This window comes from Exiguobacterium sp. s133 (assembly GCF_018618595.1).
GTDB lineage: Bacteria > Bacillota > Bacilli > Exiguobacteriales > Exiguobacteriaceae > Exiguobacterium_A > Exiguobacterium_A oxidotolerans.
The window spans coordinates 43111-63538 of record NZ_JACSMK010000010.1; the positions used below are offsets into that span (position 1 = coordinate 43111).

Below are 20428 nucleotides of genomic sequence, written 5' to 3' on the forward strand. Positions count from 1 at the left end.
TGTAGGTATATAGTCTCAGTATAGGACGTCTGACGAGAGGATGACGGCGTTTTTTTTACAAGAGGGAAATCATTCAAGATTTAATGTCAATTGACGTGTCTTCATGATACCGATTAATCCAGACGGATCGGCAGATGTCTTATGCGCGACGAAAGCCTCGTCGACCGGTGTCGTGCGGACGCGCAACGGTTTTGGTTCTTTCATGTGGACGAGGGCATAAACCAACTCAGCGATTTCACGCGATGCTTGGCGCGTCGCATGGTGTTTCCGGTACAGACGTAAATAATTTTCGACGATTGGTTTAAAATCATCCTCATGCAAGCCGCCTGACTGCTCGAGCTGGTCAAGAACGTTTGCCGTGAAGTTCGTCTCGACGGCACCGGGCTCAATCAGTGTCACATCAATTGAAAAGAACGGTTTGTAATAGGTCGCGAGGCTTTCGAGTAAACCTTCGACGGCAAATTTGCTCGCACAATAAATTTCATTGAGTGGTTGTCCGACGAGTCCGCTCGTACTTGAAGTCGCGAGCAAGTGACTCCCGTGCGGTGCCGCTTTTAACAGGGGCAGACACTGTTCAATCGTTCGCATCACGCCAAAGACGTTCGTCTCAAACAGTTGGTTGATCTCATAACTCGTCGCCTGCCCGATTGCCCGCAGTAAGCCTTGGCCGGCATTACAAAACAAGACATCGAGATGACCGACCTCTTGTTCGATTTGGTGAGAAGCTGCTTTCAAACTTTTCGTATCCGTGACATCAAGTGTAATGAAGCGAAGGTGAGTGGAACTAAAGTCTTCAAGTGTTTCCGTTCGTTCGCGTACCCCCGCGTAAACTGTCCATCCGGATTCAGCAAAGCGACGAGCTGTCGCTAATCCGATTCCTGACGAGGCACCCGTAATTAACATGGATTTCATATCGTCGTCCCTCCTTATCTAATGTGGCATTAGTTTCCTTTACCCGAATCTGGATACGTTTTATTTGCATTAAAATTGCAATTTTTAATGAAAAAAATTAAAATAAAGGAAAGAATTGAATATAAGGAAGGTGCTTTATGGGTCAAGCAGAACGATTACAAAAGATGCGTGAATGGATTAAGACGACGCCGGAGCTGACGCTCGATCAACTGGTCGAAACGTATCAAATTTCGCGGGATACAGCACGGCGTGACATCATTCAACTGGAAAGTGAAGGCGATATCATTCGCATCAAAAACGGGCTTGTTCGTGCGGGGGCGAAGCGCACCTTGAAGTACGATCAACGGACGGAGCAACCAGAGAAAGAACGGATTGCAAAACGGGCCTCGATGCGAATCAAGCAGGATGACCGGATTGTACTCGATGCGGCGACGACGGTCGCGAAGATGACGGCGTATATTCCGTTCTATTCCTTACAGGTCATCACCAATTCACTCGAAATCGCGGAGCAAATCGGCGAACGGGCAAACGTCGACTTGTATGTCACGGGTGGTAAGTTCGATCCGCATGCGAAGAGTCTCGTCGGTATCAAAACAGCGGATGACATCCTGCATTATCAAGTCGACCGCGTGTTTCTCGGAGCGTGTGGACTGACAAGTGAAGGGGTGTTCGCAGAAAATTTAGAAGAAGCGATTGTCAAAAAGGCGATGATTCGGAGCGGGGCAGAAGTGATCGTCTTAGCCGATCGGACGAAGTTTGACAAACGTTTTTTCCATAAAGTCTGTAGCTTAGAACAACTCGATGTCCTGATTACGAACGAGCGCCCATCTGCGGATTGGGAAGAACGACTACATCAAGCAGACGTCACGATTGAAGTGGCGAAGGAGGAATTGACATGACACCGATTCAAACCACGATTGTCGGATTCGGCTTTTCAGCTGTAACGTTCCATGCCCCGTTACTCGATGTGTTACCCGAATTCCATGTGCGACAAGTCGTCTCACGTGACGCAGGAAAAGTCCACCGTGTCTTTCCGGAAGCGCGTGTCGTTACGACGCTCGACGAGGCCTTGCACGATCAAGCGACAGAGCTCGTCGTCATCACGACGCCGACAGGTCTTCATTTCGAGATGGCGAAGCAAGCAATCGAAGCAAACAAACATGTCTTACTCGAAAAACCGGCCGTTGTTACGATTGAGGAAGGGGAGGCGCTACTGGCACTTGCCGAACAACATCGGGTGCATGTCGCCGTGTATCACAACCGTCGCTATGACGGTGACTTCCTGACGGTCGAGCAATTGATAGAAGCCAATGAAATCGGTGATTGGCAACTTCTCGAGTCACGTTTTGACCGTTACCGTCCGGTCGTCCGTGACCGCTGGCGGGAGAAGCAGGGAGCGGGTTCCGGCATCTTGTTTGATCTCGGTTCCCATTTGATTGACCAAGCGCTTGCCTTGTTCGGTGAACCGGACGAATTGACGGGTGACGTCTTGATGCAACGTGACGGGGCAGAGACGGATGACGGCTTCCATATCACGCTGCACTATGGCAAACGCCGGGTGATTCTTCGCTCGACATCGTTCGTTCAAGGACCGACACCACGTTTTGAGTTGCACGGTACGCGGGGAAGCTATGTGAAATACGGGATGGACCCGCAAGAAGCGCGACTTGCTTCAGGGCGGGAAGCGGACGGGACATTAGGTGAGGACGACCCGGAGGACTTTGGTCATCTGCAGCTGGCAGAACAGGCAGCAGAACGGCTGGAAACGCTATCCGGAAACTACCTCGGCTATTACCGCGACTTAGCGGACGGGTTAGCGACAGGACGACTGCCGGTCGACTTGCATGATGCTTTGAAGACAATGAAGCTGATCGAAGCCGTCCGCAAAAGCAGTGAAGATGGGCGGACGATCTGTCGGAAGGAGTGGGACAGATGAACATCGAAACTTTACTCGAACAAGAACAACAGCTCGTCTTGACGAGTTTGACGAATCAAGAGGCGATTGCTGCCGGACAATACGTCATTGAGCGGGCACTGCGCGAAGAGTTAGCGGTTGCCGTCGAAATCAAACGCAATGGGCAACGTCTCTATTACGCGGCACTCGAAGGAACGGCTCCCGATCAAGAAGAATGGATTCGCCGTAAATCAAACGTCGTCACCCGTCACGGACATAGCTCGCTCTACATGCGTGTCTACAATAAACTGAAACAACGGTCCTACCATACGATGTACGCCGTTGCGCCAGGCGATTATGCGGATGCGGGGGGATCGTTTCCGATTCGGGTCGCAGGCGTCGGGATCATCGGTACACTGACCGTGTCAGGGTTGTCGCAAGAGGCCGATCATCAATTAGCGATCGATGCGTTGACTTTTTTAAAACAACGAATGGCGTAAGGAAAAACCGTGTCCCCGATTCAGGGAACACGGTCTTTTCGATTGTTAAAAATAAAAAATGTTTCTTATATCTGTTTCCGATTGTTCGATTTTACTAGTTCGTGGGTGACTTTCTCACCGGATGCAGGTACGAATCCGAGGCGCCGATAAAAACCATCTGCGGCATCAGAGAAGAGTACGAGCCGGTCGTAACTTAAGAAAGCTTCCCGAATCATTTTCTCGAGTAAGCTCGTTCCGACTCCTTTGGACCGTGCTTCAGGTAAAACATAGACGTGGCGAATCCGGCCGGTCGAAGCTTCGTGCGGTTGTTTCGTATAACCACCACAGGCGATGGGTTGCCCCATCGGCGAAAGAACGATGAATAGCGCCTCACCGGTCTCTTGAAAGGTTTCATCGCGACGATTTCGTAACATGTACTCAATAAATTGAAATCCTTCCTGCGAGCTTTTCGCAAGTAAAGGCAACCAATTATAGCTGTCAAAATCGTTTACTCGTTCAACTGTCATCTCCATCGTCAATTCCTCCTTCTTCTCCCTCCATTATTCCTTTTTTAGTGAGGACAGAAACACAAAAATGAAGCAAATTAATCTTTTTTCGAATAGAGACTGGATTTTTAAAAGCCATTTTGCGTATAATGAGAAGTAATGGATTGAACGCAAATGAAAGGAAGTGGCCGTCACAATGAGCCTCAGCCGTTTGAGTAAAGAAAAAATTACTGAACTTTCACTGATTGAATTCGTCAATGAAATGCTTCAAGAAGCTGGCGAACAGCCAATCACTTTCGATGACATCACGAAAGAAATTGAAAAGTATCATTCGTTTACAGGTGAAGAAGACAAGTTCGAGAAACTTGCTCAACTCTATACAGACATGAACATCGACGGAAACTTCGTTAACGTCGGAGCAAACCGTTGGTCACTCCGTGCTTGGTATCCGTTTGATAAATCAGACGAGGATCTCGTCATCGAAGCACGTCAACGTGGTGAACTCGATGAGTTCGAAGAAGAGTTCAACTATGACGCAGAAGAAGATGAATTCGAGACGATCGAAGATGACCTCGATACATTTGCGAAGACAGCGGACTATGATTCAGCTGACGACACAGAAGACGATTCTTTCAAGAAAGTTGCAGCAATCGACGATCTTGAAGATGATTTAGAAGAAGACGATCTCGAAGACTTCGAGGACGATGAAGAAGAAGTATAAACAACCGTACAGCTGCGATTTCGAGTAAGAAATCGTAGTTTTTTCATTGACGGCTGACTAAGGACGAAAGATTTTTATTTGTTAAAAATCTGCTTGACGAAGTTTTCGGAATGACGTAAGTTAGTCATGGGCTTCTTTAAGCAACGTGCTTAATTTCAGCAAAAGTGTCTCCTGCAAATGGGGGCACTTTTGCTTTTTTTATTTTATTAGACCTCTGCTAGATTTTTGGACTTGAGAAGGGAGCATTTTATTCATGACAAAGTATATTTTCGTAACCGGTGGGGTAGTATCTTCGCTTGGAAAAGGAATCACGGCTGCTTCACTCGCACGGTTGCTCAAAAACCGTGGTCTGAACGTCACGATTCAAAAATTTGACCCATACATCAACATCGATCCAGGTACGATGAGCCCATATCAACACGGTGAAGTATTCGTAACGGATGATGGCGCTGAGACCGATCTTGATTTAGGTCACTACGAGCGTTTCATCGACATCAACTTGAGCCAAAACGCAAACGTGACATCCGGTCGCATCTATTCGACAGTTCTCAAAAAAGAGCGTCGCGGTGATTACAACGGTGGAACGGTTCAGGTCATTCCGCACATCACGAATGAAATCAAGGATCGTGTCTTCCGTGCCGGTAAAGAGACAGGCGCAGATGTCGTCATCACGGAGATTGGTGGAACAGTAGGGGATATCGAGTCGCTTCCGTTCATCGAAGCCATTCGCCAAGTCAAGAACGATATCGGAAAAGAAAACGTCATGTATGTTCACTGTACGCTCGTCCCGTATCTTGCAGCAGCAGGTGAATTGAAAACGAAACCGACACAACACAGTGTCAAAGAACTCCGCAGCTACGGAATTCAGCCGGATATCATCGTGCTTCGTTCAGAGCATGCGGTCCCGCAAGAAATGAAAGATAAAATCGCACTCTTCTGTGATACACGTCCGGAAGCCGTCATCGAAGCACAAGATGCATCGACATTATACGAAGTACCGCTCAACTTGCAACGTCAAGGCATGGATCAACTCGTTTGCGAGTACTTCAAGTTCGATACACCGTCAGCTGATATGACAGCGTGGAAGCAACTCGTCCATACGGTGACGCATCTTGAGAAGAAAACGAAGATTGCACTCGTCGGAAAATACGTTGAGCTCCGTGACGCGTACATCTCAGTTGCTGAATCGCTCAAACACGCCGGTTTCGCCTTCAATAGTGACATCGACATCGACTGGATCAATGCAGAAGACGTGACGCGTGAAAACGTCGCCGAATTACTTGGTTCAGCAGATGGAATTCTCGTTCCAGGCGGATTCGGAGAACGCGGCATCGAAGGAAAAATCGAAGCGACGCGTTTCGCACGTGAAAACAACGTTCCGTTCTTCGGCATCTGTCTCGGCATGCAGCTTGCAACAGTCGAATTCGCACGTAACGTCTTGAACCTCGAAGGGGCACACTCGGCTGAAATTGACCCGTCGACACCATATCCGATCATCGACTTGCTCCCTGAACAAAAGGACATCGAAGATCTCGGTGGAACGCTTCGTCTCGGTCTGTACCCGTGTAAGCTTGAAGAAGGTTCAAAAGCACGTGCGGCGTATTCGAGCGAGCTTGTCTACGAACGTCACCGTCACCGTTACGAGTTCGGGAACGAGTTCCGTGAGCAGTTCGAAGCGAACGGCATGATTTTCTCGGGTACGAGTCCGGACGGCCGTCTCGTTGAAATCATCGAGATTCCAGAACATAAATGGTTCGTCGCGTGTCAGTTCCACCCGGAATTGATTTCACGTCCAGAACGTCCGCAAGCACTCTTCCATGACTTCATCCGAGCGTCACTTGGAGAATAAGAAGTAGGACGAGCAAATCAACCCCCTGTCTCCAAGCGGAAACAGGGGGTTTTGGCGTGTAGACAAACTCTTATGAAGCGTCAAGAGTCTGCATGAGCTTGCTGTCATGACAAGCTTTCCTGTCTCGACTCGTCTTCAAAACGTCTGCATCACTTGTCTTTCCCTACGATATTGCCTAAAAAGCGTTTTTTTTCGTTTTTGCCGCTGCTAGCGCGAAATCGCATCTTTCCCTGTAGGAGTCACAGGCTACGAATCTATAATTGTGAAGGGGACATATCTCTAAAATTTCAATGATTCCGTAGTTTAAGGACGCTTTTTAAATTTATCTGCTATAATGATAGCGAATTCATTCCTACAAATTTAAGTGGAAGGTGTAGATAGCGATGACCGCCAAGTATAAGCAAGTTGCAGAACAAATCGAGACGGATATCGTAAATCACGTCTATCAACATACAAACAAGTTGCTCACAGAAGACGAATACGCGACAAAATATGGAATCAGCCGTAATACTGTCCGAAAAGCGATTGAGATTCTTGTGAATAAAGGATATGTCTATCAAGTACAAGGGAGTGGGGTGTTCGTTCGGGATCATTACAACAGCGATTATGTGAATCTCGAAAAACTCCAAGGATTGACTAGTGACTTTAGTGGACGGAAAGTCGAGACGCGTGTCCTTGCGTTTGAGCAGACGACAGCAAACGAAGAAGTTGCAGAACGAATGAAGTGTCCGGTCGGAACCCCCGTTTATTACGTCAAGCGTCTTCGTCTGGTCGACGATCATCCTTTTTCAGTCGAGGATTCCTATTTTCGTAAAAGTTTAGTCATTTACCTTGATGAAAACATCATTCAGAAATCAATTTATAACTATTTACGTAATGATCAAAAACTCGCGATTGGCTTTGCTGATCGCGTCATCTATGCTGATTTTTTGAAATTAGATGACGCAGTATTACTCGAGCTGAAAGAAGATGATCCAGCCTTGCTCGTCGACAACACTGTGTATTTAACGAATGGTCAAATCTTTGACGTATCACGTGCTACACATCATTTTCGACATGTCAAAATGCTTAAAGTCTCCAATATTAAATCATGAACGTAGGCGAGAGAGTCATCTCGCTTACGTTTTTTTGTTCACATTTTATTCAATAAGAAAGGGTTTACATAAAATTTAACGCGTGCTATTATCAACTTGTAGAATTTGTACCTATGAATTTTAGTTATCCATACAAAAAGGAGAGATACAATGGTTTCTGAAACGATTGACATTACACCGGAAGATATATTTGGTCTCATCGCCCTCTCGGGAGACGCGAAAGCCAGTTACCACCAGGCAATGCTCCTCATGCAAGAAGGGAAAGTCGCGGAAGCGAATGAAGCGGTCAAGACAGGGGATGCAACATTAAAAGAAGCGCACGGCATCCAAACGAAATTCGTCACGCTTGAAGCGCAAGGGAAAACAGCTACAGTAGGTGTCTTGATGGTACATGCTCAAGACCATTTGATGAATACGATTCTTGTAAAAGAAATGCTCGGATACATGATGAACATGCAAAACGAAATCAACCAACTGAAGGGAATGGATCAAAAATGATGAAAATCGGACTTTTCTGTGCGGCAGGTATGTCAACAAGTATGTTAGTGGAAAAAATGAAAGCGGTTGCTACTGAACGTGGTCTTGAAACGGAAATCGCAGCGTACCCGGAATCGGAAATGGAAACGTATGTGGATACAATCGATGTTGCGCTCCTTGGACCACAAGTCAAATATTTACTTGCGAAAGGTAAACAAATCTGTGAACCAAAAGGTGTTCCGATTGATGTCATCAATACGGTTGACTACGGCATGATGAACGGAACAAAAGTACTGGACCATGCGATCAAACTCGCAAATAAATAAACGGGGTGACGACTTTGAAAATGCCTAAAAATTTCTTGTTTGGTGCTGCTTCTGCCTCTTATCAAGTCGAAGGTGCATGGAACGAGGACGGGAAGGGTGTCTCGAACTGGGATGTCTTCTCGAAAATTCCAGGAAAGACATTTGAAAATACAAACGGTGATGTCGCGATTGATCACTATCACCGTTACAAAGAAGATATCGGACTGATGGCTGAAATGGGACTCGAGTCATATCGTTTCTCCATCTCTTGGCCACGCATCTTCCCGAATGGCACGGGGGAAGTGAATGAAAAGGGATTAGAGTTTTACAACAACGTCATCGACGAGTGCTTAAAACACAACATCGTACCATTCGTGACGCTATACCACTGGGATCTTCCGCAAGTACTTGAAGAACGAGGCGGCTGGCGGAGTCAGGAGACGGTCGCTGCGTTCGTCCGTTTTGCCGAGACTTGTTTTGAGGCTTTTGGGGATCGCGTCCGCAACTGGATCACCTTTAACGAGACGGTCATCTTTTGTTCGCTCGGCTACTTGTCAGGTGCACACCCACCAGGAATCGAAGGAGATGCAAAGGCGTATTTCCAAACGACGCATAACGTCTTCGTCGCACATGCGCGCACGATCGAAAGCTTTAAGCAGGCGGGTCATGAAGGTGAGATTGGCATCACACATGTGTTTAATCCAGCGTTCAGCATCGATAATGAGGCGGATAATAAGTTTGCTGAGATGCATGCGAATGAATTTTCGACACACTGGTTCTATGATCCAATTTTAAAAGGAACATATCCGGAATATGTCGTCAAACAATTGGACCAACAAAATCTTCTTCCTGACTGGACGGAAGAGGAGCTCGACTTGCTCAAACGGACAGCTCCGATGAATGATTTCATTGGTCTTAATTATTATTGCCCGCAACGTGTCATGAAAAATGATACAGCACTCGTCATGGCAGGCGGACGTGAAAATTCGACAGGTCGCCCTGGGAATCCGTCGTTCGATGGTGTTTACAAGACGGTCTTGATGGATGATAAAGTGTATACGAAGTGGGGCTGGGAAATTGCACCGGATGCTTTCCTCGAAGGAATGCGGATGCTAAAAGCCCGTTATGGCGATGTCAAAATCTACATCACAGAGAACGGACTTGGTGACGTCGATCCAATCGTCGGCGAAGAAATCAAAGATACACCGCGAATCGAATACATTGAAGGTCATTTACGTGCGGTGAAGCATGCCGTTCAAGAAGGGATCAACGTCTCGGGTTACTATGCGTGGTCGGTCATTGATCTTCTGAGCTGGCTGAACGGCTATAAAAAACAGTACGGCTTCATCTATGTCGATCATGCAAATGGTCTTGCTCGTAAAAAGAAACAGTCGTTCCATTGGTATCAAGAAATCATCGCCACGCGCGCTGCAGACCTATAAGGAGGTTTCCGAATGAGCCGTCTAGAAACCGCATTCGAAAAAGTCACACCAGCTTTTGCTCGTTTTGCGAATGCAAAACCTGTTCTCGCTATTAAAGATGGATTTATTTTGACAATGCCGATGACTATCATCGGATCACTTTTCCTACTGATTTTGGCACTTCCGATTCCGGGGTGGGCAAATTTCATGTCAGGGTTATTTGGGGCAGATTGGACGTTACCGCTGACGCAGGTCGTTGGAGCGACATTCGACATCCTAGCTTTGATTGGTGTATTCGGGATTGCCTATTCCTACGTCAAAAATGAAAAGATTGAGGGGGTGCCGGCTGGTATCCTTGCAATTATTTCGTTTTTAATCATTACTCAAGCTTCAGTCCTTTCGGAATCAGGAGAAGTCGTAAACGGGGTCGTGCCAAAAGTTTGGACAGGCGGACAAGGGGTCATGGCAGCGATTCTTGTTGGATTAGTTGTCGGGTTCGTTTATTCGCAGTTCATCAAGCGTGGAATCAGTATCAAAATGCCGGATGGCGTCCCACCAGGTGTGGCCAATTCGTTTTCAGCGCTCGTACCGGGATTAGCTGTCATCACACTGTCAGTTGTGACGTTTGCGGTATTCCAGGCGTTCGCTGATCGGACGTTCACGGAAGTCATTTATGACGTGCTTCAAGCACCGATTCAAAACTTAACAGATACGCTTGCCGGAGCAGTGCTCATCATGGTCTTGATGTCTGTTATGTGGTGGTGCGGCATTCATGGTGCGGCAATCATCATGGGGATTATGGGACCATTGTTGACAGCAAATGCATTACAGAACCAAGCGCTCATCGACTCGGGGAAAGAACTTGTCGTCGGAGAGAATGCAAAGATCGTTACGATTCAGTTTCTTGATGTATTTACGAAACTTGGAGGTACTGGAATTACGATTGGTTTCATCATCGCCACGCTTATGGTTGCGCGTTCAGCTCACTTGAAGCAGCTCGGTAAATTGTCACTTGCACCGAGTCTGTTTAACATCAATGAGCCAGTCATCTTTGGGATGCCGATCGTCTTCAATCCGGTCATGTTTATCCCGTTCGTCATTGTTCCGGCGATTGCATCATTCATGGTCTATTTCACGATTTTGTGGGGATGGGTCGAACCGTTTAATGCCTTGCAAGTTCCGTGGACGACTCCGCCAATCATCTCAGGGTTCTTGATAGGAGGATGGCGGGCAGCACTCTTACAGATTGCGACGATCGCTATGTCCGTTGCGATTTACTTGCCTTTCGTTCGAATGCAGGATCAAATCTCATATGGAGAAGAAGTCAAAGCACAGGAAGATCAAGCTTCGGCATAAAACCGTGCTCATAGAAAAACCGATCGATTCCTCTTTTGAAACAATAGGGGAGTCGGTCGGTTTTAATTGTTTTGTATGGAACCATGTATTTTGTGCGCCACCCATCGAAAGAGGACGACATGAAAGAGTGATACCCGGTTAAATTTTTGCAAAGATCGTATCTAGGATTCAGCAGTCATTATTATAGAAGAAAAGCGTCAAGCCCACTCTTCCGTCATCTCTTGCAGTTGCGTCAAGATATGTGTCAGCAAGAAAGCTCCGAGGGCAAGACTTGGCAACCCGTGACGCGAGCCGTCTTCAGCCGGGAGCAACCCTTTATTGAATTTTAAGGCGAGTGGTGCGATGGAGCGCTCGAGCGTCTCTGTTACATCTCCAAGCGTGACAATTGCATACGGTGTATGCCACGAGTCATAGCGGGCGAGTGATGCTTGGAAGTCGGGGCGTTCCGTATCCGGTGTAAATATGAGAATCCGGTCGACGGCATGGAGTGTTTTATGATTTTTAATCTGTGAGACACGTTTCATTTGGTCCGGACCTTCGGACAACATCGGATAAAGACCTTCGAATTCGCCGTAAGCATCAACATAAACGGTACCCTCTCCGACGAGCGCTTGAGCCAGCAAACGGACGACATCGAACAATTCATCCTCTTGTTTGACGAGACTTTGCAGTTTTCCGTTGAATTGAGTCGCTAAAATTTTCATCATGGGTGAACATCCTCTCTAAATTTCTATCACAGACAGTATATAGCAAGTTTTACTTTAATGTAGAATGGAAATAACTAGAGGGGGAGTGTGAAAGATGAAAGGGAGACTACTCATCGCGGAAGATGAGCCGGGCATTCGGAATTTATTGGCACAGTTATTCAAGGCGCAAGGGTACATCACGGATTTAGCGGTCGATGGAATCGAGACGATTGAACGATTACGCGAAGCGGATTACGATCTGCTGCTGATGGACGTCAACATGCCTGGGAAAACAGGGATTGAAGTGTTGCGTCATCAAGACCAAATCGGACGTCCGATCCGGACGATTTTAATGACGGCGCTCAGTGAAAAAGAAGCGATGGAAGAAGCGAAACGACTCGGTGTCGTCGCCTTCTTCGGAAAGCCGTTTGATATCTTTGAACTGAAAAAAGAAGTGACTGTGCAGATTTCGAGCGATGTAAGCGGTTAATCCTTCACGTCGTCGTCACAAACCTGAAAACAGAGCGAAATGCTGTACGTTCAAGCGAATCAGTATGTTATAATCAGTCTGAAATTACACGATTCCGTGTAAGCAGCGATCAAAACAGAGGAGGATGTCATTATGCCATTAGTATCTATGACAGACATGTTAAACAAAGCGCTCGAAGGTAAGTATGCAGTAGGTCAATTCAACATCAACAACCTCGAGTGGACACAAGCGATTCTCGGTGCGGCTCAAGAAGAGCAGTCACCAGTTATCCTTGGTGTATCTGAAGGTGCAGCACGTCACATGGGCGGATTCTACACGGTTGTTAAAATGGTAGAAGGTCTCGTTCACGACATGAAAGTAACAGTTCCTGTTGCGATTCACCTCGACCACGGTTCAAGCATTGAAAAATGTAAAGAAGCGATCGACGCTGGATTTACATCTGTAATGATCGATGATTCACACAGCCCAATCGACACAAACATCGAAACAACTAAAGCAGTTGTTGAGTATGCACATGCTAAAGGTGTTTCTGTTGAAGCAGAAGTTGGAACTGTCGGTGGACAAGAAGACGACGTCATCGGTGACGTTATGTACGCGAAACTTGACGAGTGCGTTCGCATCGTTAAAGAAACAGGAATCGACACGCTCGCTCCAGCACTCGGTTCTGTACACGGTCCTTACAAAGGTGAACCAAACCTTGGTTTCGCTGAAATGGAAGAAATCCGTAACGCAACAGACCTTCCACTCGTTCTTCACGGTGGTACAGGAATCCCGACACACGATATCGAAAAAGCGATTTCGCTCGGTACTTCTAAAATCAACGTCAACACAGAGAACCAAATCTCATTCGCGAAAGTCGTTCGTGAAGTATTGGCTGAGAAACCAGAAGCATATGACCCACGCGTATTCATCGCACCAGGTCGCGAAGCAATCAAACAAACAGTCATCGGTAAGATGCGTGAGTTTGGTTCAAGCAACAAAGCATAATTTTTATCCTTTAAAATGCGGTAGACTCCGGTCTATCGCATTTTTTTTCATCTAGAAAGCAAACTGTTTTTGGAAAACGTTAGGACTTCGAGCGAAAAAAATTTATAATGGAACAGTAAGCGATTTCAAGGGAATACTTTAAGGGATGAAAGGGGAAGGATTAAAATGAGATTTTTTATCGACACAGCGAACGTAGAGGATATTAAAAAAGCACATAAAATGGGGATTTTAGATGGGGTTACAACAAATCCATCACTCGTCGCAAAAGAAGGCGTCGACTTCCATACACGTCTCCGTGAGATTTGTGAAATCGTCGGGGATGTATCCGTCAGTGCGGAAGTCATCGCACTCGATGCAGAAGGAATGATTCGTGAAGGGAAGGAACTCGCACAAATCGCACCGAACATTACGGTAAAGGTTCCGATGACACCTGCTGGTCTTGAAGCAGTTGCAGCATTGTCAAAAGAAAAAATTACGACGAACGTGACATTGATTTTCAATCCGAACCAGGCACTTCTCGCAGCACGTGCTGGAGCGACATACGTTTCGCCGTTCCTCGGGCGTCTCGATGACATCGGGCAAGATGGAATGGGACTCGTCGAAACGATTGCGCAAATCTTCGTTGTCCATGATATTCCGACACAAATCATTGCAGCATCGATTCGTAATCCGATTCATGTCACGAATGCAGCACTTGCAGGTGCAGATATCGCGACGATTCCGTTCAACGTCATTGAGTCGTTGACACACCACCCATTGACGACTCAAGGAATCGAGAAGTTTCTCGCGGACTGGGAAAAAGCCCAGCAATAATAGATGGTGAAGAAAGGTTGATGGATAGTGGACATTTTGCATATCGTAGGGCAACAACGCCTTGAAGGAACGGTCTTGATCAGCGGTTCGAAACAAAGTGCGATTCCATGCCTCGCGGCCGCACTCTTGACGGATCAGCAAGTCGTACTTGAGGGTGTGCCGGACATTGGCGACGTTACGACGATGATCCAAATCATGGAGACGCTTGGAGCCGTCGTGACACGTCAAGGCGATATGGTGACGATTGACCCGAGTCAAGTCGAACCAATGCCTTTGACGGGAGCGGAGACACGGAAATTACGTGGATCAATCTACCTCATGAGCATTCTTGCAGCGCGATTTAAACAGGGGGTCGTCGGTTTACCCGGTGGCTATGCCATCGGTCCTCGACCGATTGATTTACACATTAAAGCACTCGAGCGTCTCGGTGTTTCGATGCGAAACGAACAAGGTGTTTACTACATGCGTGTCGAAGAGTTGAAGGGTAACCGCATCTATCTTGATTTACCTTCCTTCGGTGCGACAATCAGTGCGTTACTCGTCGCCGTCATGGCTGAAGGAACGACAGTGATTGAAAATGCCGCCTATGATCCGGAAGTGATCGATGTCAGTACGATGCTTACGAACATGGGAGCGAGTGTCAAAGGTGCAGGGACCGATGAAATTCGCATCAAAGGGATTAAATCGCTTCAAGGCTGTCGCCATACACTGATTCCTGACCGGATGGAGGCGGGAACGTTTCTGACGATGGGCGCCGTCCTTGGACGCGTCACGGTCGACAACGTCATTCCGTTACATCTTGAAAGCATCATTCAAAAGCTCGAACGGTTCGGTGCGAAGGTTGAAGTCGCAGACGATGCAGTCACGGCTTCAATCGGGGAAATGAAACCGGTCGATATCAGGGTTTTCCATTACGGTGGGTTTCCGAGTGACATGCAACCAATCATCTCAGCGGCGCTTCTGCAAGCGAAGGGTGCGAGCATCGTTGTTGATAAGCTGTACCCCCAACGTTTCCGTCACGTCCAAGAAATGCGTCGCCTGAGTGCACGGATTACGCATGAAGATGCTGCTTCCATCATCATCCGCGGTGGTGAAACGTTGTTTGGGGCAGAACTCGAGGCGAAAGATCCGCGTGGCGCGGCAGCACTCGTTCTAAGTGGAATGCTCGCTTCAGGCGAAACGTTGTTGCATCATGCTGAACTCATCGATCAAAGTTATGAACGGTTCGATGAAAAGTTAAAAGGGCTCGGGGCCCTCGTATGGCGCGAAACGGTCTGACCGATTTTTAGCAAAAGAGAGGGGACATACACATGGAAAGAAGTCTATCAATGGAACTTGTACGCGTAACAGAGGCGGCGGCACTTGCCTCTGCCCGCTGGATGGGGAAAGGTTTGAAGAATGAGGCAGATGACGCGGCGACGAGCGCAATGCGTGATGTCTTCGATACGATCCCGATGAAGGGAACGGTCGTCATTGGCGAAGGTGAGATGGATGAAGCACCGATGCTCTACATTGGAGAAAAGCTTGGAAATGGATATGGCCCACGACTCGATGTTGCCGTCGACCCGCTTGAAGGAACGAACATCGTCGCAAAAGGAACATGGGGTGCGCTTGCCGTACTCGCTGTTGCAGATGCCGGCGATTTGCTCCATGCACCGGACATGTATATGGATAAAATTGCTGTCGGTCCGGAAGCGGCAGGTCACGTCAGCTTAGATGCGACGATTGAAGAAAACATCGCCGCTGTCGCGAAAGCTAAAAATAAAGACATCGAAGACGTCGTCGTCTCGATTCTTGATCGTGAACGTCATGAAGAAGTCATTCAACGGATTCGGGCAACGGGAGCACGGATTCGCTTGATTGGCGACGGCGATGTCGCAGCGGCAATCAATACCGCATTCCCGCATACAGGGATTGATTTACTGCTCGGTTCAGGCGGAGCGCCTGAAGGTGTGCTTGCAGCCGTTGCACTTAAGTGTCTCGGCGGTGAACTCCAAGGCCGTCTGCTTCCGGCAGACGAGGCGGAAGTCGCACGCTGTAAAAAGATGGGGATTGAAGATCCGTCAAGAATCCTCATGATGGACGATCTTGTTTCAGGAGATGACTGTATCTTTGCTGCAACGGGCGTAACGGACAGTGAGCTGATGAAAGGTGTTCAGTTCTCCGGACAAGGTGGACAAACGCACTCTGTCGTCATGCGCGCAAAATCAGGAACCGTTCGTTTCGTCGAAGGACATCACTCGTTCAAAAAGAAACCGAAGCTCGTCATTAAGTAATGCATGAAACTGAGCAAAACAAAGAAAGACCTTTCCGATTTTTTCGGAAAGGTCTTTCAGACTGTAGACAAAGTGCTATCATGAAAAAAAGCGTCTTTATTCGTTGCTTTCCTCGGGCGAGGCGCAAGCCGTTGCTCCTTGGTCCTTACGGACAACGAGCAGGGTCTTGCCTGCCTCTGAACGTGCGTTAAAAACGCACTTTTTCCCGTAGGAGTCAACGAAATATGACGCTTTTTAGCTAATACCGTGACCAAAAAGCCGGGCATGGAGACGTTTTAGAGCGCAATCCGTTTCGAATCGCTTAGAACCGCGAAAAGCAATCGGTCGCGACCCTGCAGCTTTGCTGTAGCGGCGTGACCGATTGCCGCTTTGAAGACGAGGCGAGACAGGGAAGCGCGAACGGATTGCATCTCGATACCATATGATGTTTACGCTTTTTAATAGTTTGTCTATACGCTGAAAGACCTTTCCGATTTTTTCGGAAAGGTCTTTTTCTTTTGTGAACCAACTATTCTTTCAACGGTGCTTGGACGGAAGCGCTCATCTTTGTGAGTGTTTGACGTGGTAAGAGCCGCGTCAGGAAAACATAGAAGGCATTGCTTGCACCAGGAATCACCAGCGTCTTGCCTTGCATGTATCCATCGAAGGATAGCTTAGCGACGGTTGGCGCATCCATGATGCCGGGGCGTTTAAACAAACGGGAAGCAGACAGGCCGGCCGTCGCTTCGAAATCGGTATGGGTCGCACCGGGACAAACCGCCGTGACTTGAATGCCGTAAGGCGCGAGTTCCTCTGCTAAAGCTTCGGAAAAACTTAAGACGTAGGCTTTTGTTGCATAATAGACGGCTAGGAACGGACCGGCTTGAAATGCTGCCGTCGAAGCGATCTGTACGATCCGACCTTGTATACCTTGGTCCCGCATCCGCTGTGCATAAGCTTTTGTCAGATGAGTCAGGGCCCGGATGTTGACATCAATCATGTTCAGTTCGCGTGAAAGTTCGGTTTCGAGAAACTCACCAAATAATCCGAAACCGGCATTGTTGATTAAGAGATCGACCGAATCATCTTTTGTCGCCCGAAGGAGGGCTTCGATGTGGAGGGGCTGTCCGATGTCGTAAGGAAAGACATCAGCCGTTCCTCCTTCTTGTTCGACGAGATACTTCGTCTCGAACAGTTTTTCGGCATTGCGCCCGACGAGCAGCAGATGATCTCCTTGCATGCCATGTAACCGTGCGAGCTCGCGACCGATGCCTGCTGAGGCTCCTGTAATCAATACGTTCATAGGATCACGCTCCTGTTTCGTGGATTGAATTGATAGAAAAAGGGTATTAACTAGACGATAGCGCAGAACAAACAAAAAAGCGATTGAGCCGATGCTCAACCGCTTGGTCGATCGTGTTTGGATTAAAGGTAAGAACCGGCTCCGACGAGACGTGAACCCCAGTATCCTGATTTGAAGCTTGAGTATTTAACGCCACCCGTTTCCGAGTTGACCATGCTTGTCTTGCTTGTCGCGATACCAACGTGTTGGATGCCGCTACCGTGTGAGAAGAAGACGAGATCTCCCGGTTGAACGCTTGAGACGCTGACTTTCTTAGATGAAGAGTATTGTGAAGAAGACGAGCGTGGAAGTGTTTTTCCAGCTGCTTTCTTATAAACGTAGCTTGTGAAACCAGAGCAATCAAAACCGCGTGTTGTTGTACCGCCCCAGACGTAAGGCGTACCTTTATGTTTTGCTGCTTCGCTTAAGATCTTTGTACGTGTTGAAGAAGAAGTCGTTGTTTTCTTAGCTGTTGAAGTTGTTGTTTTTTTCTTGTATGTTTTTGTATACTTCGTGTACACGTAACGTGTTTTCCCACCGTAATAAATCTTCGTCCAGCTACCTGACTTTCCTTTATAACGGAATGTTTGACCTGCGTTAACTTTACCGACGATTGAAGATTTTGTAGAGGCACCTGAACGAACGCGTAATCCGTTATCCATGATTTTGACTTTAGTAATTGTAGCAGCTTCAACTTTACCTGTTCCCACTGACGCAAAACCTGAAACCACTAATGCGGCTGTCGCGACCGATGCTAGAAAACGTTTCATATGTGAATTCCTCCATTTTAATTAAAATTTATGTGACCGAGTTATATAATGAAATCATTGAGTGTTTGTTTAGGCAGTCATCCTTACGACTTTGTAAGTTTTTCTCTGCAGGAATATCTTAGCATGCGGTCGTGTGAAAACGTTTTTTCAGTTCCGCTACAAAATACCGCTTTTCTGTAATATAACTGCAATAATATCGTGGAATATTACAAAGAAGAAATTTCCATTCGCTAAATCACGACGAAAGTGGTAGATATGTGATACCTTTAATTCACAAAAGATTTTTTTGCTTTATCATTAAATACGTTACAGAACTTTGCTGTTGAATTTATAAAGAATAGGTGAATGCATATGCCAACTGAAAAAACCGATAAACCAGAACGTTCCTATACACTTGCCCAACTCGGTAATCTGACATTGAAGGATCTATATGAAATTGCGAAAGTAAAAAATGTTCCGCAATACCGGGAAGCGCGGAAGCGTGAGTTAATGTTCAAGATTTTAAAAGCACAAGCAGAATCAACCGGTCTCTACTTCCTCGAAGGGGTGCTTGAAGTCATCCCCGGCAATCCACAGATGCAAAACGATGGTGGTTTCGGCTTCCTTCGTCCCATCAACTACTCACAATCCTCTGAAGATATCTACATCGCCGCTTCACAAATTCGTCGTTTTAATCTTCGTAATGGAGATGTCGTCACAGGAAAAGTCCGTCCACCGAAGGAAAATGAACGTTTCCAAGGTTTATTGAGCGTTGAAGCAGTGAATGGAGAAGCGCCGGACACGGCCCGAAACCGTTTGTTCTTCCCTGCGCTGACACCGATCTACCCCGATCGTTTAATGCGTCTTGAAACAGAACCGCGTCATCTGTCGGTTCGTGTCATGGACATGATTGCGCCGGTCGGATTCGGGCAACGCGGATTGATTGTCGCACCACCGAAGGCGGGGAAGACGTCCTTGTTAAAAGAGATTGCGAATTCGATTCAAGTCAATCATCCGGATGTTGAGTTAATCATTCTTTTGATTGATGAACGACCGGAGGAAGTGACGGATATCGAACGTTCCGTACCGGGAGCAGACGTCGTCAGTTCGACGTTTGATGAGACACCGGATAATCACGTCCGGATTTCAGAACTCGTCCTCGAGCGGGCGATGCGTCTCGTCGAGCATAAAAAAGATGTCGTCATCTTGATGGATTCGATCACACGTCTGACGCGTGCCTATAACCTGACCGTCCCGCAAAGCGGACGGACCTTATCAGGGGGGATTGACCCGGCTGCTTTCCATAAACCGAAACGTTTCTTCGGAGCAGCACGCAACATCGAACATGGCGGCAGTTTGACGATTCTCGCGACAGCACTCGTTGAGACCGGTTCACGGATGGACGACGTCATCTATGAAGAATTTAAAGGGACCGGCAACATGGAGCTTCATCTTGACCGGAAACTATCAGAGCGTCGCATCTTCCCGGCGATCGATATCCGGAAATCCGGCACACGGAAAGAAGAGTTGCTCCTACCGAAAGATCAACTCGATGCGTTGTGGACGATTCGTCGGACGATGAATGAATCAAACGAGTTCGTCGACAGTTTCTTGCGCAAGATTAAGGATACGAAAAATAATGAAGAATTCTTCGTTGAACTGTTGAAGGAAAAGAAGAAGCCGATTCGCCGGGCAGCAGCTAAACCACGGACGATCAAAACAGATACACCGACTTGAAAATAGGTATTGCGAGACGATGAAAAATCGTTTAGTATAGGAAGGTAACTTACTCTGGCTCAGCAAATGAACCAGGGCGGAAGGAGAGAAATCAACCATGAAACAAGGAATTCACCCAAACTACAACAAAGTTGTATTTATGGATTCAACTACTGAGTACAAATTCTTAACTGGTTCTACTCGTTCTTCGAACGAAACAATCACTTGGGAAGATGGAAACGAGTACCCACTCATCCGCGTGGATGTGTCTTCGGACTCGCACCCATTCTACACTGGTCGTCAAAAGTTCAACGCTGCAGACGGTCGTGTCGATCGCTTCAACAAAAAATACGGCCGCAAGTAATTGCGACCTATC

The 20428-nt window shown here is 47.3% G+C and carries 23 protein-coding genes; 17 read left to right on the forward strand and 6 right to left on the reverse strand.

Annotated elements, in window-relative coordinates; genetic code table 11:
- Positions 1–69: 69 nt before the first annotated feature.
- Entirely contained in the window at positions 70–912 is an 843-nt protein-coding gene (locus tag KNP96_RS12785; protein WP_214767814.1) for an SDR family NAD(P)-dependent oxidoreductase, read from the reverse strand.
- A gap of 137 nt (positions 913–1049) precedes the next feature.
- Here KNP96_RS12785 and KNP96_RS12790 point away from each other — a divergent pair, with 137 nt between their 5' ends.
- Genes KNP96_RS12790 through KNP96_RS12800 form a run of 3 tightly spaced genes read left to right on the forward strand, consistent with a single transcriptional unit; the run spans position 1050 to position 3306 of the window.
- On the forward strand, positions 1050–1811 hold the full coding sequence (locus KNP96_RS12790; RefSeq protein WP_088838008.1) for a DeoR/GlpR family DNA-binding transcription regulator: 762 nt from the start codon (positions 1050–1052) through the stop codon (positions 1809–1811).
- Complete coding sequence (locus KNP96_RS12795) at positions 1808–2848, forward strand: oxidoreductase (RefSeq protein ID WP_214770953.1); 1041 nt, start codon at positions 1808–1810, stop codon at positions 2846–2848. Before KNP96_RS12790 ends, KNP96_RS12795 begins: the two co-directional genes overlap by 4 nt.
- Positions 2845–3306, forward strand: a complete 462-nt coding sequence (locus KNP96_RS12800; protein WP_088838006.1) for a heme-degrading domain-containing protein — start codon at positions 2845–2847, stop codon at positions 3304–3306. The genes KNP96_RS12795 and KNP96_RS12800 overlap by 4 nt, the downstream gene beginning before the upstream one ends.
- 65 nt (positions 3307–3371) lie before the next feature.
- Here KNP96_RS12800 and KNP96_RS12805 read toward each other — a convergent pair whose 3' ends face one another.
- On the reverse strand, positions 3372–3818 hold the full coding sequence (locus KNP96_RS12805; protein ID WP_088838005.1) for a GNAT family N-acetyltransferase: 447 nt from the start codon (positions 3816–3818) through the stop codon (positions 3372–3374).
- A 169-nt stretch (positions 3819–3987) separates the two neighbouring features.
- On the opposite strand from KNP96_RS12805, the gene rpoE reads away from it, so the two are divergent.
- The 7 genes from rpoE to KNP96_RS12840 all read left to right on the forward strand — a co-directional run bounded on the left by rpoE (position 3988) and on the right by KNP96_RS12840 (position 11014).
- On the forward strand, positions 3988–4512 hold the full coding sequence (rpoE, locus tag KNP96_RS12810; RefSeq protein WP_029331815.1) for a DNA-directed RNA polymerase subunit delta: 525 nt from the start codon (positions 3988–3990) through the stop codon (positions 4510–4512).
- A 253-nt stretch (positions 4513–4765) separates the two neighbouring features.
- Positions 4766–6361: a CTP synthase gene (locus KNP96_RS12815; protein ID WP_214770955.1), complete on the forward strand. Its 1596-nt coding sequence runs from the start codon at positions 4766–4768 to the stop codon at positions 6359–6361.
- Between the two features lie 383 nt (positions 6362–6744).
- Positions 6745–7455, forward strand: coding sequence for a GntR family transcriptional regulator (locus KNP96_RS12820; protein WP_088838004.1), 711 nt, complete (start codon positions 6745–6747; stop codon positions 7453–7455).
- A 150-nt stretch (positions 7456–7605) separates the two neighbouring features.
- Entirely contained in the window at positions 7606–7953 is a 348-nt protein-coding gene (locus KNP96_RS12825) for a PTS lactose/cellobiose transporter subunit IIA (RefSeq protein WP_029331812.1), read from the forward strand.
- The gene (locus KNP96_RS12830) at positions 7950–8258 is read left to right on the forward strand and encodes a PTS sugar transporter subunit IIB (RefSeq protein ID WP_029331810.1); all 309 of its coding nucleotides are present in this window, start codon (positions 7950–7952) and stop codon (positions 8256–8258) included. Before KNP96_RS12825 ends, KNP96_RS12830 begins: the two co-directional genes overlap by 4 nt.
- Positions 8259–8272: 14 nt before the next feature.
- Entirely contained in the window at positions 8273–9679 is a 1407-nt protein-coding gene (locus KNP96_RS12835; protein WP_214770957.1) for a glycoside hydrolase family 1 protein, read from the forward strand.
- 12 nt (positions 9680–9691) lie between these two features.
- On the forward strand, positions 9692–11014 hold the full coding sequence (locus KNP96_RS12840; protein ID WP_088838002.1) for a PTS sugar transporter subunit IIC: 1323 nt from the start codon (positions 9692–9694) through the stop codon (positions 11012–11014).
- Positions 11015–11211: 197 nt separating this feature from the next.
- On the opposite strand, the gene KNP96_RS12845 is transcribed toward KNP96_RS12840, so the two are convergent.
- Positions 11212–11721 carry a DUF2529 family protein gene (locus KNP96_RS12845; protein WP_088838001.1) on the reverse strand — a complete coding sequence of 170 codons (510 nt, stop codon included), beginning with the start codon at positions 11719–11721 and terminating at the stop codon, positions 11212–11214.
- Positions 11722–11815: 94 nt separating this feature from the next.
- Between KNP96_RS12845 and KNP96_RS12850 the strand changes: the two genes are divergently transcribed.
- The 5 genes from KNP96_RS12850 (at position 11816) to glpX (ending at position 16266) form a co-directional block, all read left to right on the forward strand.
- Positions 11816–12190, forward strand: a complete 375-nt coding sequence (locus KNP96_RS12850) for a response regulator (protein WP_088838000.1) — start codon at positions 11816–11818, stop codon at positions 12188–12190.
- 132 nt (positions 12191–12322) lie between these two features.
- Positions 12323–13177, forward strand: coding sequence for a class II fructose-1,6-bisphosphate aldolase (gene fba, locus KNP96_RS12855; RefSeq protein ID WP_088837999.1), 855 nt, complete (start codon positions 12323–12325; stop codon positions 13175–13177).
- A 165-nt stretch (positions 13178–13342) separates the two neighbouring features.
- Positions 13343–13990 carry a fructose-6-phosphate aldolase gene (gene fsa / locus KNP96_RS12860; RefSeq protein WP_029331801.1) on the forward strand — a complete coding sequence of 216 codons (648 nt, stop codon included), beginning with the start codon at positions 13343–13345 and terminating at the stop codon, positions 13988–13990.
- A gap of 27 nt (positions 13991–14017) precedes the next feature.
- A complete protein-coding gene (gene murA, locus KNP96_RS12865; RefSeq protein WP_214767799.1) occupies positions 14018–15268 on the forward strand; it encodes a UDP-N-acetylglucosamine 1-carboxyvinyltransferase in 1251 nt (416 codons plus the stop codon).
- A gap of 32 nt (positions 15269–15300) precedes the next feature.
- A complete protein-coding gene (glpX, locus tag KNP96_RS12870) occupies positions 15301–16266 on the forward strand; it encodes a class II fructose-bisphosphatase (protein ID WP_088837997.1) in 966 nt (321 codons plus the stop codon).
- Between the two features lie 275 nt (positions 16267–16541).
- On the opposite strand, the gene KNP96_RS16865 is transcribed toward glpX, so the two are convergent.
- The 3 genes from KNP96_RS16865 to KNP96_RS12880 all read right to left on the reverse strand — a co-directional run bounded on the left by KNP96_RS16865 (position 16542) and on the right by KNP96_RS12880 (position 18357).
- Positions 16542–16676, reverse strand: coding sequence for a hypothetical protein (locus tag KNP96_RS16865; protein ID WP_256442617.1), 135 nt, complete (start codon positions 16674–16676; stop codon positions 16542–16544).
- Between the two features lie 98 nt (positions 16677–16774).
- Positions 16775–17548, reverse strand: coding sequence for an SDR family NAD(P)-dependent oxidoreductase (locus KNP96_RS12875; RefSeq protein ID WP_088837996.1), 774 nt, complete (start codon positions 17546–17548; stop codon positions 16775–16777).
- Between the two features lie 122 nt (positions 17549–17670).
- The gene (locus KNP96_RS12880; RefSeq protein ID WP_214770960.1) at positions 17671–18357 is read right to left on the reverse strand and encodes a C40 family peptidase; all 687 of its coding nucleotides are present in this window, start codon (positions 18355–18357) and stop codon (positions 17671–17673) included.
- A gap of 351 nt (positions 18358–18708) precedes the next feature.
- On the opposite strand from KNP96_RS12880, the gene rho reads away from it, so the two are divergent.
- Complete coding sequence (gene rho / locus KNP96_RS12885) at positions 18709–20073, forward strand: transcription termination factor Rho (protein ID WP_214770962.1); 1365 nt, start codon at positions 18709–18711, stop codon at positions 20071–20073.
- Positions 20074–20170: 97 nt separating this feature from the next.
- Positions 20171–20416 carry a type B 50S ribosomal protein L31 gene (locus tag KNP96_RS12890; RefSeq protein WP_012371588.1) on the forward strand — a complete coding sequence of 82 codons (246 nt, stop codon included), beginning with the start codon at positions 20171–20173 and terminating at the stop codon, positions 20414–20416.
- Positions 20417–20428 lie beyond the last annotated feature (12 nt).

Bases quoted from the DNA above. Each gene is read 5' to 3' on its own strand.
- fsa (WP_029331801.1), top strand. From the start codon at position 13,343: ATGAGATTTTTTATCGACACAGCGAACGTAGAGGATATTAAAAAAGCA.
- KNP96_RS12790 (WP_088838008.1), top strand. From the start codon at position 1,050: ATGGGTCAAGCAGAACGATTACAAAAGATGCGTGAATGGATTAAGACG.
- KNP96_RS12830 (WP_029331810.1), top strand. From the start codon at position 7,950: ATGATGAAAATCGGACTTTTCTGTGCGGCAGGTATGTCAACAAGTATG.
- rho (WP_214770962.1), top strand. From the start codon at position 18,709: ATGCCAACTGAAAAAACCGATAAACCAGAACGTTCCTATACACTTGCC.
- KNP96_RS12850 (WP_088838000.1), top strand. From the start codon at position 11,816: ATGAAAGGGAGACTACTCATCGCGGAAGATGAGCCGGGCATTCGGAAT.
- KNP96_RS12820 (WP_088838004.1), top strand. From the start codon at position 6,745: ATGACCGCCAAGTATAAGCAAGTTGCAGAACAAATCGAGACGGATATC.
- glpX (WP_088837997.1), top strand. From the start codon at position 15,301: ATGGAAAGAAGTCTATCAATGGAACTTGTACGCGTAACAGAGGCGGCG.
- KNP96_RS12890 (WP_012371588.1), top strand. From the start codon at position 20,171: ATGAAACAAGGAATTCACCCAAACTACAACAAAGTTGTATTTATGGAT.
- KNP96_RS12840 (WP_088838002.1), top strand. From the start codon at position 9,692: ATGAGCCGTCTAGAAACCGCATTCGAAAAAGTCACACCAGCTTTTGCT.
- KNP96_RS16865 (WP_256442617.1), bottom strand. From the start codon at position 16,676: ATGCAATCCGTTCGCGCTTCCCTGTCTCGCCTCGTCTTCAAAGCGGCA.
- fba (WP_088837999.1), top strand. From the start codon at position 12,323: ATGCCATTAGTATCTATGACAGACATGTTAAACAAAGCGCTCGAAGGT.
- KNP96_RS12875 (WP_088837996.1), bottom strand. From the start codon at position 17,548: ATGAACGTATTGATTACAGGAGCCTCAGCAGGCATCGGTCGCGAGCTC.
- KNP96_RS12800 (WP_088838006.1), top strand. From the start codon at position 2,845: ATGAACATCGAAACTTTACTCGAACAAGAACAACAGCTCGTCTTGACG.
- KNP96_RS12845 (WP_088838001.1), bottom strand. From the start codon at position 11,721: ATGATGAAAATTTTAGCGACTCAATTCAACGGAAAACTGCAAAGTCTC.
- KNP96_RS12825 (WP_029331812.1), top strand. From the start codon at position 7,606: ATGGTTTCTGAAACGATTGACATTACACCGGAAGATATATTTGGTCTC.
- rpoE (WP_029331815.1), top strand. From the start codon at position 3,988: ATGAGCCTCAGCCGTTTGAGTAAAGAAAAAATTACTGAACTTTCACTG.
- KNP96_RS12805 (WP_088838005.1), bottom strand. From the start codon at position 3,818: ATGGAGATGACAGTTGAACGAGTAAACGATTTTGACAGCTATAATTGG.
- KNP96_RS12815 (WP_214770955.1), top strand. From the start codon at position 4,766: ATGACAAAGTATATTTTCGTAACCGGTGGGGTAGTATCTTCGCTTGGA.
- KNP96_RS12795 (WP_214770953.1), top strand. From the start codon at position 1,808: ATGACACCGATTCAAACCACGATTGTCGGATTCGGCTTTTCAGCTGTA.
- KNP96_RS12880 (WP_214770960.1), bottom strand. From the start codon at position 18,357: ATGAAACGTTTTCTAGCATCGGTCGCGACAGCCGCATTAGTGGTTTCA.
- KNP96_RS12785 (WP_214767814.1), bottom strand. From the start codon at position 912: ATGAAATCCATGTTAATTACGGGTGCCTCGTCAGGAATCGGATTAGCG.